Below are 14,293 nucleotides of genomic sequence, written 5' to 3'. Positions count from 1 at the left end.
ATTCATAGGTTTGTATAAATTTTAAAGCCTAAAATACACTTATATATAAAAATTAAATTAGTTATACTTAAATTATGAAAACACAACACCTATGGAACGGCGTCCAGATGTGTCGTCTGCACGCTGCAATTGACCCTGATGCTCCTCTTCAAATGGTTGAAATACCTGAAAGTTGGGATAAAGAGGCGGCAACAGCCATTCTTAATTTCTGCCCAGAGTACTATACTGACAAATCTCCTATCCAAGCAGATATTCTTGCATCGCGTTGGATTTTTCCCTTGTGTCGACAAACTAGTACTATTACTCCCCAAGATTGGGAAACACTTTTACTCTTTCGTCAAGCCTGTCCGAATGATGCTATTTGGAAAAATAATTATAATGCTAAATTAGGCATCACCATTAATTTGGCCGCGTTTGCTTCCAGCGAGAAAGGTTTTAACGCACGTACGTATAGACACGCTTTGCATGTTGCCACGCAAACTTTGAGAATTTTACATAACCAGCAAAGCAATAATACAAATGGTGAATTGCCTTTTACAAAAATAACAAAGAAGCCGCGATATAATGACACGCTTGATTTGCTTAGTGTACCACCAAAACCCACTGCTGGAACCATCTATTTATCAAATCTTGATGCTTGTCTAGCTCAACTTGGATACGATTATGATCATCCAGATAGTCGTGACATCGCCTGTTGTATTGCATGTTTTACGACATTACTGGCGAACATAGGATGTGGATCGGACTTTTTACCTTTATTACCAGATTGGAATGCTTTACCGGAACTATCAAAAGAAGCAAAAGAACTTTGGGCGCTTGCTTCTGAAGAGCCTGAAACCGCGCAACCAAGAGTCAATACAAGTTTTTCATTACCTAACAATGTGGCCGATTTACTTTTAGGGGTAGAAACGTGTGGGTTTCATCCTAATTTTTCACCTTTGAAGGAAAATGGACATCTTAAAACAAGTACTCTTTTAAGATTGTTTCATCGTGGATATACTTTAGAAACAGCACTGGCAGCTTTATTATCAAGCGAGACCATCCTAGCCTTACCTTCTATGCAATCGCAATATGCTATGCATAAAGCATTGGTAGGTTTTGTGACCCACATGCCAGCAAAACCCGACCCGATTACGAATCCACTTTTTCTCAAAGCTACCTTGCCTCGTGGAGTAAGAAAGACGTTACCACCTAGAAGGAAAGGTATTACACAAAAAGCGAGTATTGCAGGTCGCTCCTTATTGTTAAGAACAAATGAATATGAAGATGGTAGTTTAGGAGAATTATCGATCACGACTACAAAAGAAAACACTATGATAAAAGGGTTGCTCGATTACCTTAGCCAAGCCGTCACTATCGGATTACAATATGGTGCATCTTTAGACGATTATGTTGATATTTTTGCTTATAGCCACTTTGGTATTTCAGGAACTGTAGAAGGAGATCCAAACGCAATGTATGCGACTTCAATTTTGGACTATTGCTTCCGAGCTCTTTCCGACATTTACCTTGAAAAATTTCTTCCCGATGCACCGAATAATATTCGAGAAAAGGAGAACTATTCCCCCATGCTCCCCTTTCAATTGTCTGAAGATGGTGAAGAAGTCAACAAGAAAATTTTGTTATCAAAAAAACGAAATTTAAAGTTAGTTTCTTAAAAAAATCTATGCCACACTTGAATAATATTTAAAAAGTTTAAAGATAACTTTTTTCATCTCATAATTTAATGGCTCATACGTGTTTTTTACTCAGACAAAAAATTAATATTACTGCTTTAGACAAACTTTCTCTTAAAAATAACAAAAATAGTTGCCAAAAAATTCTTTAATGAGAAAATAACACACTTCTATATAATTAATACTATTAAAAAAACCATGACGATTCTTAAAAGGTCAAGTCATAAAATATCAAAGAAACTCATTGCCAATATGTTTTATTTTCCAAAATTAGCTTACGTCGCCACATAAAACGCTTTACCCTTATTTCCAACCTATTCAAATATTCAGCTTATCCCTTAAAATAATAAGTATAATTCACCTTTATTTAATCTTTATACAAGAACTAAGATACAATTTAATTTTATGTAAAATATTAGAAAACATTAAATATGAATAAAATTATTCATCTTTGGAAACCTATTCCAGCATACCAAGTTCAAAATATGTTCAAAAAAGTTTCTAAAAAACTATATGTCCATAAAGCCAATTATTAATTGTAATAAGACAGTTGCCGTTGAAGGATGAACTCAACGGCAACTTTTTAACATTTATCCAACGATCCCATCCAATGAATCATTATTTTTTTCATCAGCAGACATTAACGCTTCATTAACTACACCAGAATCTTCACGAATACGTTTTTCGATGCTTTCGCTAACTTCTGGATGTTCGCGCAAAAATTGTTTAACGTTTTCTCTTCCTTGACCAATCCGTTGCCCATCATAAGAGAACCAAGAACCCGCTTTTTCCACAATACCTGCCTTAACACCCAAATCAATCAATTCACCTGTTTTACTAATTCCTTCACCGTACATAATATCGAACTCAACTTGGCGGAAAGGAGGAGCCATTTTGTTTTTGACAACTTTGACCCGTGTTTGATTACCTGTTACTTCGTCTTTATCTTTAACTTGACCAATACGTCGAATATCTAAGCGTACTGAAGCGTAGAATTTAAGTGCATTTCCACCCGTCGTCGTTTCCGGAGAACCAAACATGACGCCGATTTTAGAACGAATCTGATTAAGAAAAATCAAACACGCATTAGATTTTGACACCGAACCTGTTAATTTTCTTAACGCTTGACTCATTAACCTTGCATGCAATCCAACGTGATTATCGCCCATATCCCCTTCCAATTCAGCTCTGGGGACGAGTGCAGCCACGCTATCAATAACAAGAACATCAATTGCACCGGAACGTACAAGTGTATCCGCTATTTCTAGAGCTTGTTCCCCAGCGTCTGGTTGAGAAATTAACAAATTATCAACATCCGCACCTAGTTTACGCGCGTAAATAGGATCGAGAGCGTGCTCTGCATCAATAAAAGCGCAAGTACCACCTATTTTTTGTGCTTCTGCAATAATATGCAAAGCCATCGTTGTTTTGCCAGAGCTCTCAGGCCCATAGATTTCAATGATACGCCCTCTTGGCACTCCACCTATACCTAAACCAATATCGAGACCAATCGAACCTGTAGAAATAACTTCTGTTTGAACAGTTGGCTTTTCTCCCATTTTCATAATAGAGCCTTTACCAAAAGCTCTTTCTATTTGAGAGAGTGCCCCTTCTAAAGCTTTATTTTTATCCATCATTTTATTTATAACCCTAAATTACTCGTCAACAGATCAGGACAAATTTACTTTGCCTTTTCGTTAAACATTACTTTTGATATTAATTGCTACGTTGAATAAATCATTCATCAATGACGATTGATTGCTAATCCTAGACCTTTCGGATCTGTATAGGCTTGGCAGTGACCTGACTGGCTTAAAGCTCCTTCTGGACAATGAACTGCATTTACTCTTCCTTGAGGAGCACCAGGATGGGAAAGAATCTTTTCCTTATCATCCAAAGTACTAGAGTTCATAAACAAAGTTAAAACTTGTGCGCCTGCTGCGGAAGCATCGTTTTGACCCGAAGCACTTACTACAGTAAGCAATTGTTTGTGGCGCGTTGCGATAGCTCCCGTAAATAGGGGCATAGGATAAGATTTCGGCGAGGCTGCCATGACAATTCCCGTGTTTCCAGCAATACGCCCCGTACCAAAAAGATTATTCATCGTTAAAGCACAAGACACTGCTCCACCATGCCGATCAACAACTGTAAAAGAAGTAGATGCAGGTAAAGAAGGTAATGTTCCTATAGCTGATGAATGCCTCCTTATTTGAGCTTGAGCCTTATCAATTTGTTTTAAAATCGTCTTTTTATCATACGACACTGCATTATTTGCTCTCCATTGAGCAACACTTCCTTGAGCAAGCGAAAGCGCATGGGGTTGACCGCTTACAAGGCCCTGCCAAGCTGAAGCCATCCCTAAACCTCCATCAGCAGGGGGAGATAGAAAATAAACACTGTTTTTACCATAAGTTAAAGTCAAAGCTGGTACTCTATAAGGCAAAGCATTGCGAAACGCTCTGCCGCTTAATCCCCCTCCTGAAGCTTGTGCCCCTAAAATATAACTATGTGCCAAAGAACCAATATATAAATCAGCAATACCTGCGGAAATAAGTCTGTCATATATAATTTTTAACCGAGGCTGGTAAAATAAATCACCACTTTTTAAAGCACCACCACCATGACGAGAAAGCATAGTTTGCATTCCAGTATCAGAAAATAATGGCACTTGAACAGCAGCAATATCATACGCTAGCTGATCAGAAACAATAACGCCTTTTTGAGCTAACGTATCAACCAAAGATAAAATATCATTAATATCTGACTTGCCATACGTAGCCTGTAGCAAATAAAGCCCTCTTGCCATCATCGGAATAGAAGCTGGTCTATCCGCTTGTCCTTGTTGTACATCCGGTTGTGGCATAAAAAGAATAGACTCTGCAGGTTTCCCGGGACTATATGCTATACAAGCTCCTCCTCCGCCTAATGAAGCACGCGAAGGAAGCGTTACAGTCAATGCAAAACCCAAAGCAGTTGCGGCATCAGCAGCATTGCCTCCTCGAACTAAAACGTCCCTAGCTATCATAGTTGCCTGAGGCTCATCTCCCGCAGCACTGCCCACGTATCCTGTTAAACGGTTATCTATATCTGCTGTTTTAATAACTTTATCTTGTTTGTTTCCATGACCACATGCAGAGAAAGTTAATAACGCCATCATACAAGCACATAACTTACTAACTGCTCTTAAACGACCTTCATTAATGATAAATTGATGACAAAATTCTGTAGACATTTTACGATAACTTATCTTTGGCGAATTACTTAAAATGTGACGGCGTTTAAACACGTAGTTGCTCTCCGATGAATAACCAGATATGAATAAGTTAATAGTTTGCCAGCCCAGTCGGTTACCACTCCAAACGCTATAAGGTTATTATAACCCTTGTCAAACCTGGACATTGTCATAACATTATAATGTTATAATAGGTTAAAATACAGTTTAGTTTTTATTAGGAGATAAATTTAATGAACAAACTGCTTCTTAAGCACTGCATTCGACTTCCTCTAGCGTGCACTTTATTATCGGGTATTGCCGTTTTACCTTCTATAAGCCATGCACAGAATACACAATTTACTAGCGACCAACAAAAGGAAATCGTATCCGTCGTTCGCCAAGCTTTAAAAGACGATCCAAGTATATTAGAAGACGCTATCGTAAGCGCTCAAAAACAAATGGCACAAGAACGAAACGAACAAGCCTCGAAAACGTTAACAGAAAAGAAAAACCTACTTACAAGTATTTTGCCTTCAGATGGATTTATTGGTCAGCCTGACGCAAAAAACGTTATTGTCGAGTTTTATGATCCTCGTTGCCCTTATTGTAAAAAAGTTTTGCCAGAACTTATTCAACTTACTAAAGAAGATAAGAATGTTAAAATTATTTTCAAGGTTGTACCAATATTAGGTGAAAATAGTATTTTACAAGCAAAAGCTATTGCTGCTGCCGCGCGACAAAACGGCTATGTTGCGATGATGAAAGGGCTTATGGACTCAAAACTCAACATTGACGAAGAGACCATTAAAACAATCGCAAAAGCACAGCATTTGGATCCTGATCGTCTTTTACAAGATATGAAAGCTTCTTCAATCAGCAAAGCACTTGACGATAATGTTGAATTGTTAAAACAGTTAGGGATAGAAGGAACCCCAGCTTTAATAGTCAACGAAAACAAAATTGTTCCTGGCGCAGTTTCATACCAGACGTTAAAAACACTAATACAAAATAATCAATAGTATCTGTATTCATAGCACCTAGTTTTAACTCGTCGCTATGAATACAACATCTCATCGTTTTACTCTACAATAGGGTTTTTAACGCATTAACCATATCATCCATCATTTCATCTGTATGAAAAGGATTAGGGGTTAAGCGTAAACGTTCGGTTCCTTTTGGGACGGTTGGATAATTAATGGGCGTTGCATAGAGTGCGTATTCCTTCAATAAACGATCACTGATTTCTTTACACAATTCGGCATCGCGAATCATGACAGGGACAATATGGCTTTCAGTTTGCATAAAAGAAATATTCGCTTTTCTTAACTTCCTTTGAAATGTACGAACCCGTTCAAAAAGTTTATCGCGTCTCCATTGTTGTTTACGAACTAATTTTACGCTCGTTAAACACGCTGCGGCAATTGAAGGCGGTAAAGACGTTGTAAAAATAAAACCCGAAGCAGCCAATCTTAAATATTCAATAATAGCTTTTTTGGCCGTAACATAGCCCCCATGTACGCCAAAACCTTTTGCTAAGGTTCCTTCAATAATATCAATTTGATCCGCAACGTTATCTCGTTCGGACACACCTCCACCTTGATTCCCATACAAACCTACCGCATGCACTTCATCCAAATAAGTCAGTGCATTATATTTACGTGCCAAGGCGCACATACCGCGAAGATCAGCAATATCGCCGTCCATTGAATAAACACTTTCAAAAGCAATCAACTTCTGAGCATCCTTTGGAGCAGTGGCTAACTTTTTTTCTAAATCTTCAAGGTCATTGTGCTCAAAAATAATACAACTTGATTTTCGACTTCCTTTTATACCTGCAATCATAGAAGCATGATTCAATCTATCCGAAAAGACGATCCAATTCCCGTTCATGCTATTTAATATCGTTTGCAAACTGGTTTGATTAGACAAATAGCCACAGACAAAAATCAAACCGGCCTCTTTATTATGCAAATCAGCCAGTTCCGCTTCAAGTTCAAGATGCAAAGGGTGTGTACCTGCAATATTACGTGTTCCACCTGCTCCAGCACCATAATTTTTAACCGCTACTATTGCAGCATTTATCACTTCTGGTTCAACCCCCATACCTAAATAATCGTTAGAAGACCAAACCACCACCGGCTTATTGGAGGGGAGCGTATTGTTGCTTTCATACAGCGGATAACTTGAAGATTGCCTGCTTAAAGGCGTAAAGCGCCGATATCGACCCTGTTGCTCAATATCTTCCAAAGCACTTTTGCAAAAATGATAAAAGGCATGGGTAGAATCTATACCATTTTCCACTATACTAACTCCTCAGTTATTCTTTTATATTTTATCGAAAAAGATTTCGTTTTATTATAAAACTAAAATCAACGTACATTAACTTGAACCACTGTTTGTTTTATAGAGCCACTTGTTTTAGCATCCATTTGTATTTGTTCAAGTCGTGCACCCGCTTTAACAATTTCATCCGCAATTAATTTAGCTTCCTTACGAACTGCTTTTTGAAGATTTTCTTCTTGTGCCGCCAAGGATTGCAAATCGGATGTAACAGCTGTCACAACAAACAACGCGTCAGGTTTCTTTTCCAAAGCTTTTTTCGTTAACATCTGCAAAGGTTTACGCCATTGACCTTCAGGCGTTCCTATAACCACTTCAATAGGTGGAGCCGGTGGTAAAGGTGGAGGCGGTGCAGGAGGAATATAGGGTATAGGACGACGACCAGCCCTAGGATTAAACGTTCTTTGATCAATCAACTTACAAGAGGTAAATAAAAAGAACAAACTTAAGAAAAAAAATATTTGACGATAACGTACCATAATTAATCAATTTAAATTAAAATTTTTGTTTATTTTTAATGGCAGCATACTCTATTATTTGTGCCAATTACCCTAAATATAGATACTAAGTTATATTGAGAAGCCTTAACTGAACATTAGTCTAATTTATAGGTTTTATACAAAACATAGCTTTAAAAGTTTTTTAAGCTTACCATACGTACTAATTAAAAATACACTATAAAATACTTTTTTACAGCTGGTCCTGTAGTAGCAAAAAACATACTAGGAATTAGATTAATAAAACCTTTATTATTTGGCAGATTTATCTAAAAATTAAGTTTTTTCAAAATTATTATCAAAATAATGTGACTAACTAAGCAAAACTTGATTATAATCCTTGTCGAAACACTTGAAACTTATCACCAAGGTTTTAAGTCCTAAACTGTATATAATATCTAGGAGTTTTTTTATCATGGCTATCAAAATTGCAATTAATGGATTTGGCCGAATTGGTCGTTTGGTATTACGCAGTATCATTGAAACAGGTCGCACGGATGCTGAGGTTGTATTAATTAATGATCTAGGGAGCCCAGAAGCCAACGCTCATCTCCTATGTTATGATACAGTTCATGGGCGTTTATCCGCTGATGTCACTGTAGAAAACAGTGCAATGATTATCAAAACTCATGATGGACGCACGTTAGGGCCTATCAAAATTACTGCCGAGTCAGTGCCAAGCAAATTACCTTTGCAAAATGTTGACGTTGCTATGGAATGTACGGGTCGCTTCACTACAAAAGAAGCAGCTTCAGAACTCCTTAAAGCGGGTGCACGCAAAGTATTGATCTCTGCACCAGGAAAAGAAGTTGATGCAACCGTAGTATACGGCGTCAACGACAATATTATTACAAAAGACATGACCGTGATTTCTAATGCTTCCTGCACAACAAACTGTCTTGCGCCCATGGCCAAAGTTCTACAAGACACCGTTGGCATTGAACGTGGAAGCATGATTACTATTCACTCTTATACTGGCGATCAACGCACCGTTGATACACTTCATAAAGATCTACATCGTGCAAGAGCAGCAGCCCAAAATATTATTCCAACCACTACAGGTGCCGCGAAAGCTGTTGCCTTGGTTATTCCAGAATTAAAAGGAAAATTGGATGGTATTGCTATTCGTGTACCAACACCTAATGTGTCCTATGTAGCGCTTGATTTTGTACCCTCTAAAGTTCCCGCTTCCATTGAAGAACTTAATTCATATTTTAAAAAAGCTGCTGAAGGTCAACTCAAATCCATTCTTGGTTATAACGATAAGCCTTTGGTAAGCTCGGATTTTAATCACTGCTATAACTCTTGTACGTTTGATGCAACGCAGACCGGGTTTATTGATAATGGAAAAATGATCCGTGTTGCAGGTTGGTACGATAATGAATGGGGTTTTTCAACCCGCATGACAGATACCGCTGTTATTTTAGGAAGTGCAGAATAATGGAAAAAAAAGCGTTTAGAACGCTTAATGACCTAGATTGCAAAGGGAAAAAAGTCCTCTTGCGTGGGGATCTAAATGTTCCCGTTCATGATGGAAAAATAACCGATGCAACAAGGCTAGAGCGTCTTGCTCCTACAATCCATGAATTGATCAAAAAAGGAGCTAAAATTATTATTTGTAGCCACTTTGCCAGACCTAAAGGCAAAGTTGTTCCGGAGATGTCTCTCAAACCTATTGGAAAGGCTTTAGCTTCAGTATTAAATCATCCCGTTAGCTTTGTAGATGATTGTATTGGACCAGAAGCACACAAAGCTGTTGATGCATTAAAAGAAGGCGATGTATTATTACTTGAAAACACACGTTTTCACGTAGGGGAAGAAAAAAATGATCCTGCGCTTTCTAAGGAATTGGCTTCTTTAGCTGATTTTTATGTAGACGATGCTTTTTCAACTTCTCATAGAGCCCATGCCTCAACAGAAGGCGTAACCAAATACCTTCCTTCTTTTGCAGGTCGATTAGTAGAAACTGAACTTGATGCCCTTAATAGAGCACTGGAAAATCCCAAAAGACCCGTAGGAGCTATTATCGGCGGATCGAAGATTTCTACCAAACTTGATCTTTTGTCTAATATGATTAGTAAAGTCGATGTTTTGGTAATTGGCGGTGCGATGGCAAACACGTTTTTGGCTGCGCAAGGGATTGAAGTAGGAAAATCTTTGCAAGAAGCTGAAATGCACGACACCGCTCGCGATATCATGGAAAAAGCTCAACAAAAAAACTGCAAAATTATTCTTCCAATTGATGTTATTGTTGCGTCAGAGCTTAAAAACAACCCAGAAACTAAAACTGTTAATATTGTCAACGTTCCGAAAGACCAAATGATTTTAGATGTCGGACCTAAAACAGTAGAGCTTTTAAATCAAAAGCTAACAGAATTAAAAACACTGGTTTGGAATGGTCCTCTAGGTGCTTTTGAATTTTCTCCTTTTGACAAAGCAACGAATGCAGTGGCTCAAAAAGCTGCTGAATTAACAAAAGCAGGCGTGTTGGAAAGCATTGCAGGAGGGGGAGATACCGTTTCTGCATTAAAGCATGCTGGAGTCATTAAAGATATATCTTACGTATCAACAGCAGGAGGTGCTTTTCTTGAGTGGCTAGAAGGAAAAGCATTACCTGGTATCATTGCTTTATCTAATTTAACGCAAGAAACTATACCTTTATAAAAATAAAAGGGCTGAATATATTTTCAGCCCTTTTGAGTTATTTTTATATCGTTTATAAAACACTTTGGTTTTAAGAAATTATTTAAAACTACTTATAGTTGTTGCTATGAAATTTTATTTCATCATCTAATCTTCATTCAACCAACACTTTCCTCTTCCGTTGTTGAAATTTCCAAAGCGGAATCACCAATCAATCCTAGTGCAAATTCTTCTGCAGAAAAATCTCTTAAATCTTCTATTTGTTCTCCAACTCCAACCGCATGAATAGGTAATCCAAACTGTTGAGCTATAGCAATAACAATCCCACCTTTGGCAGTACCATCAAGTTTAGTTATAATCAAACCAGAAACATCAACCATTTCCTTAAAAATTCTTACTTGTTCGATTGCATTCTGACCTGTTGTCGCATCTAAAACCAACAAAACCGAATGCGGAGCGGTCACATCAAACTTTCGCATGACTCTTATAATTTTGGCTAGTTCTTCCATTAAGGCACTTTTATTATGCAATCGTCCAGCAGTATCAATAAACAACAAATCAATATGCTCATTTGTTGCTCTTTTTAACGCCTCAAAAGCCAAACCTGCTGCGTCGGCTTGAGGTTTGCCAGATACAATTGAAACCCCTACACGATTTGCCCAAATTTGCAATTGCTCTACTGCCGCCGCACGAAACGTGTCCGCAGCTACAAGCATGACATTTAAATTTTTATTTTTAAAAACATGAGCAAATTTTCCAACCGTTGTTGTTTTCCCTGTACCATTAACACCCACCATTAAAACAACATGAGGTTTCTGTTCTAAATTTGGTTGAAATGGTTTTGCGACAGGCTGTAAAACTTTAGCTATTTCTTGTGCCAGTGCTTCTTTTATGTCGTGATCGCTGACTTCTGAACCAAAACGATTTTTTCGAAATGTATGAATAACATTTTCTGCCACTTGGGGGCCAAAGTCAGCTGCAATTAAAATTTCTTCAAGTTGCTCAAGCGATTCTTCATCCAATTTCTTTTTGGTAAAAACAGACGTTAAGTTGTTACCTAACTTTTGCGTCGAACGAGAAAGTCCCTGCTTTAAACGCGAAAAAAAACCTAAAGCCATTTACTATCTCTCCACCCATATTCCGTTCGAATCCGCAGAAACGACTTTCGCAGAAATAACCTCACCAGATGTTGCCATACAATTTCGTAATCTTGCTAACGCGTGATGCTCAGAATGCCCACAATCCGGAGATTCTAGCAATATATGAACTTTTCTACCTACCAACGATTGATGGTAATCCTCTGACGTTTTATTTCCCAGTTCTCTCAACACAGCGGCCCGCTCTTTCCTCAATATTTTGGGTACTGGAGGCATACGAGACGCAGGCGTACCTTTTCGTTCACTATAAGGAAACACATGTAAATAGGGAAAAGCTTGTGCTTTTAAAAACTCTAATGTTTCTTCAAAAAGCTTATCATTTTCTGTAGGAAAACCCGTAATAACGTCAGCGCTTAACCCTATATCAGGCCGAAAGAAACGTAACTTTTGGACAAGCTGATCAACATCTTTTGTTAAATGTCTTCGTTTCATACGCTTAAGTATCATGTCTGAACCCGACTGGACCGATAAATGTAAATGCGGCATGAATCTTGGTTCATGAGCTAATAATTCCCACAAATCATCATCAAAACCGATTGGATCCATTGAAGATAATCTTAGACGACGCAATTCAGGAAGCGCGTTCAAGATTAACTTACATAAATTACCTAAAGTTTTTTTCTCAAAAAAATCTTTGCCCCAAGAAGCAATATCCACACCCGTTAAAACGACCTCCTGATATTTTTTTTGCAACAAAATCTCAATTTGTGAAACGATATCTGCAAAAGGAACAGATCGTGAAGGACCACGACCAAAAGGAATAACACAAAAAGTACACCGATGATCACACCCTTGCTGCACTTGCACAAAAGCTCTTGTTCTACCTGTAAATTCAGTCACCGCATGCGTAACACTTTTTTTGACAGACATAATATCCGAAACACGATCGCCAGAATCAATAGCAAGATTCGTCCAGTTATCTGCTAATAATTTATCTTCATTTCCTAATACTTGTACTACTCCAGGTAAAGTAGACCATTCCTGCGGATTAAGCTGTGCAGCACATCCTGTTACAACGATACGTTTATTGTTATTTTCACGGTATAAACGCCGTATTGCTTGCTTGGCTTGACGCTCAGCTTCTGAAGTAACCGCACATGTGTTTACAACAACAACTTCTTTTAATCCTTCTGTATGCTGACCAATAACTTCACTTTCATAACGATTAAGACGACATCCAAAAGTGATTATCTGAGACCTGATACTTTTTTTTATAGTCATAGAGGATAATGATCCAAATCAAAACTTCCTTGATAAGAAAATGAAGTAGGTCCAGTCATCAATACTTCATTGTTTTCCGCGTCCCAGTCGATGATTAAATTACCGCCATCCATTTTTACCTGGCAATGACGATCCGCTAATCCTCGACGTACGGCATTCACCACGGATGCACACGCACCAGAACCACACGCTAGTGTCAAACCCGATCCTCTTTCCCATACGCGCACCCGCATTGCTTGTCGATCAAGCATTTGAACAAAACTTATATTTGCACCTTCAACAAAAAGAGGATCTTTTTCTAGTACTTTACCACAAAAAACTGGGTCAACTGTTGATAAATCTTCAACAAAAAATGTAACGTGAGGATTGCCTATGGAAACCGCAGAAGGTTCTCCTGCCAGTGGCAAATATAAGGTGTCTGCCTCGTGCTTTAAAGGAATATCGCGCCATTTTGTACGGGGCTGACCCATATTTACTTTTACCATCTGACTATCAATAACTTGGGCTGGCAAAAGTCCTGCATTGGTTTGTAAAATAAATTCAGTACGGTGGTACTTACGATATAACCACGCTATGACACAACGGGAACCATTACCACAAGCACCTGCTTCGTCCCCGTTTCCATTAAAAAATTGGACATATACATCGGCAAGATCGTTCTTTGGGTTGGACAAAACAATCAGTTGGTCACAACCAATACCATAACGTCTATCACATAATGCTTTAACTCTCCGTTTATTTAAGGAGATACTATTAACAGAATTATCGATAACAACGAAATCATTACCTATGCCGTGCATCTTATAAAAAGGAATATTCATTATTCTTCTAATGGTTTAATTTTTTCGACTAAGTTTAACAATAAATCAAAAAGAGCGTCAATCTTTTAGCATTATGAATCAATTACAAGATTTCCATCCGCAAATTTTTTCACATTACTAATAGAGAAAGTGACGTGCTTTGTTAGACCCAAAAAACGTTTCTTTTTTCATGAATGTAGGGGCTTATAAAGCAATAAAAACGTTATACCATACTTTATACTTGAAAGCGACATCATCATTAATTTGATATGTAGGAACAATAGCTATTTATTAGACAATATAAATATGATGCCCTGGTCGGTATTGGTATTAATCCCAACAACTAACCTAAGGCATTGTTATTTATATCAATTGTAAAGGTCAACTGGCCTAATGCAAAAATACCGTTGATATTTTTGTATGTTTTGCTGTGTGTAAATAATTAAAAAACCAGTGCCAACTCTAAAAAAGTGCTTTCGCATCTTAAAACTTGGTAAAAAATATTATGACTCATTTTACTTTTTTACACAAAAGAACAACGTCTCATTTAGAAAAGGCTAGATAGCAACAATCGACAATACTTAAGCAAAATTATCCTTATACATGCCAGATTTATTAATTTATACCAAAATGACATTCATCTAATATTTTTCAACTATTATAAAAACATGGTACATACGGCATGAGAGCAAAAAAGACACAACGATTACGCATTAAAATTAATACGATACGCTCTATCCTATTC

The 14,293-nt window shown here is 37.7% G+C and carries 11 protein-coding genes; 4 read left to right on the top strand and 7 right to left on the bottom strand.

Going from position 1 to position 14,293, the window contains the following annotated elements:
• The first annotated feature begins 74 nt into the window (after window positions 1-74).
• A complete protein-coding gene (locus AABE15_RS07630; protein ID WP_338330695.1) occupies window positions 75-1,658 on the top strand; it encodes a vitamin B12-dependent ribonucleotide reductase in 1,584 nt (527 codons plus the stop codon).
• Window positions 1,659-2,266: 608 nt separating this feature from the next.
• On the opposite strand, the gene recA is transcribed toward AABE15_RS07630, so the two are convergent.
• A complete protein-coding gene (gene recA / locus AABE15_RS07625) occupies window positions 2,267-3,310 on the bottom strand; it encodes a recombinase RecA (RefSeq protein WP_338330697.1) in 1,044 nt (347 codons plus the stop codon).
• A gap of 110 nt (window positions 3,311-3,420) precedes the next feature.
• Window positions 3,421-4,908 carry a gamma-glutamyltransferase gene (locus AABE15_RS07620; RefSeq protein ID WP_338330694.1) on the bottom strand — a complete coding sequence of 496 codons (1,488 nt, stop codon included), beginning with the start codon at window positions 4,906-4,908 and terminating at the stop codon, window positions 3,421-3,423.
• Between the two features lie 233 nt (window positions 4,909-5,141).
• Here AABE15_RS07620 and AABE15_RS07615 point away from each other — a divergent pair, with 233 nt between their 5' ends.
• Window positions 5,142-5,909 carry a DsbA family protein gene (locus tag AABE15_RS07615; RefSeq protein WP_338330693.1) on the top strand — a complete coding sequence of 256 codons (768 nt, stop codon included), beginning with the start codon at window positions 5,142-5,144 and terminating at the stop codon, window positions 5,907-5,909.
• A gap of 64 nt (window positions 5,910-5,973) precedes the next feature.
• On the opposite strand, the gene hemA is transcribed toward AABE15_RS07615, so the two are convergent.
• Together hemA and AABE15_RS07605 are read right to left on the bottom strand one after the other, a co-directional pair.
• Window positions 5,974-7,191 (bottom strand): 5-aminolevulinate synthase, encoded by a 1,218-nt coding sequence (gene hemA / locus AABE15_RS07610; RefSeq protein ID WP_408870267.1) that lies wholly within the window; start codon window positions 7,189-7,191, stop codon window positions 5,974-5,976.
• A gap of 68 nt (window positions 7,192-7,259) precedes the next feature.
• On the bottom strand, window positions 7,260-7,709 hold the full coding sequence (locus AABE15_RS07605; RefSeq protein ID WP_338330692.1) for a hypothetical protein: 450 nt from the start codon (window positions 7,707-7,709) through the stop codon (window positions 7,260-7,262).
• A 433-nt stretch (window positions 7,710-8,142) separates the two neighbouring features.
• Between AABE15_RS07605 and gap the strand changes: the two genes are divergently transcribed.
• Both gap and AABE15_RS07595 read left to right on the top strand, forming a co-directional pair.
• On the top strand, window positions 8,143-9,168 hold the full coding sequence (gap, locus tag AABE15_RS07600) for a type I glyceraldehyde-3-phosphate dehydrogenase (protein ID WP_338330691.1): 1,026 nt from the start codon (window positions 8,143-8,145) through the stop codon (window positions 9,166-9,168).
• Entirely contained in the window at window positions 9,168-10,391 is a 1,224-nt protein-coding gene (locus tag AABE15_RS07595) for a phosphoglycerate kinase (RefSeq protein WP_338330690.1), read from the top strand. The genes gap and AABE15_RS07595 overlap by 1 nt, the downstream gene beginning before the upstream one ends.
• 137 nt (window positions 10,392-10,528) lie before the next feature.
• Here the strand turns inward: AABE15_RS07595 and ftsY are convergent, their stop codons facing one another.
• Genes ftsY through dapF form a run of 3 tightly spaced genes read right to left on the bottom strand, consistent with a single transcriptional unit; the run spans window position 10,529 to window position 13,569 of the window.
• Window positions 10,529-11,488 (bottom strand): signal recognition particle-docking protein FtsY, encoded by a 960-nt coding sequence (gene ftsY, locus AABE15_RS07590; protein WP_338330689.1) that lies wholly within the window; start codon window positions 11,486-11,488, stop codon window positions 10,529-10,531.
• A 3-nt stretch (window positions 11,489-11,491) separates the two neighbouring features.
• The gene (mtaB, locus tag AABE15_RS07585) at window positions 11,492-12,748 is read right to left on the bottom strand and encodes a tRNA (N(6)-L-threonylcarbamoyladenosine(37)-C(2))-methylthiotransferase MtaB (RefSeq protein WP_338330688.1); all 1,257 of its coding nucleotides are present in this window, start codon (window positions 12,746-12,748) and stop codon (window positions 11,492-11,494) included.
• A complete protein-coding gene (gene dapF, locus AABE15_RS07580; RefSeq protein ID WP_338330687.1) occupies window positions 12,745-13,569 on the bottom strand; it encodes a diaminopimelate epimerase in 825 nt (274 codons plus the stop codon). Before dapF ends, mtaB begins: the two co-directional genes overlap by 4 nt.
• Window positions 13,570-14,293: the final 724 nt, after the last annotated feature.

This window comes from Commensalibacter sp. Nvir, assembly GCF_963921845.1.
Classification (GTDB): Bacteria; Pseudomonadota; Alphaproteobacteria; order Acetobacterales; family Acetobacteraceae; genus Commensalibacter.
Note: the sequence above shows the minus strand (reverse complement) of the source record. Positions and strands in the feature narration are given on the sequence as shown.

Coding starts and splice junctions, on each gene's coding strand:
- dapF (WP_338330687.1), bottom strand. CDS start 13,569: ATGAATATTCCTTTTTATAAGATGCACGGCATAGGTAATGATTTCGTT.
- AABE15_RS07615 (WP_338330693.1), top strand. CDS start 5,142: ATGAACAAACTGCTTCTTAAGCACTGCATTCGACTTCCTCTAGCGTGC.
- AABE15_RS07630 (WP_338330695.1), top strand. CDS start 75: ATGAAAACACAACACCTATGGAACGGCGTCCAGATGTGTCGTCTGCAC.
- ftsY (WP_338330689.1), bottom strand. CDS start 11,488: ATGGCTTTAGGTTTTTTTTCGCGTTTAAAGCAGGGACTTTCTCGTTCG.
- mtaB (WP_338330688.1), bottom strand. CDS start 12,748: ATGACTATAAAAAAAAGTATCAGGTCTCAGATAATCACTTTTGGATGT.
- recA (WP_338330697.1), bottom strand. CDS start 3,310: ATGGATAAAAATAAAGCTTTAGAAGGGGCACTCTCTCAAATAGAAAGA.
- AABE15_RS07605 (WP_338330692.1), bottom strand. CDS start 7,709: ATGGTACGTTATCGTCAAATATTTTTTTTCTTAAGTTTGTTCTTTTTA.
- gap (WP_338330691.1), top strand. CDS start 8,143: ATGGCTATCAAAATTGCAATTAATGGATTTGGCCGAATTGGTCGTTTG.
- AABE15_RS07620 (WP_338330694.1), bottom strand. CDS start 4,908: ATGTCTACAGAATTTTGTCATCAATTTATCATTAATGAAGGTCGTTTA.
- AABE15_RS07595 (WP_338330690.1), top strand. CDS start 9,168: ATGGAAAAAAAAGCGTTTAGAACGCTTAATGACCTAGATTGCAAAGGG.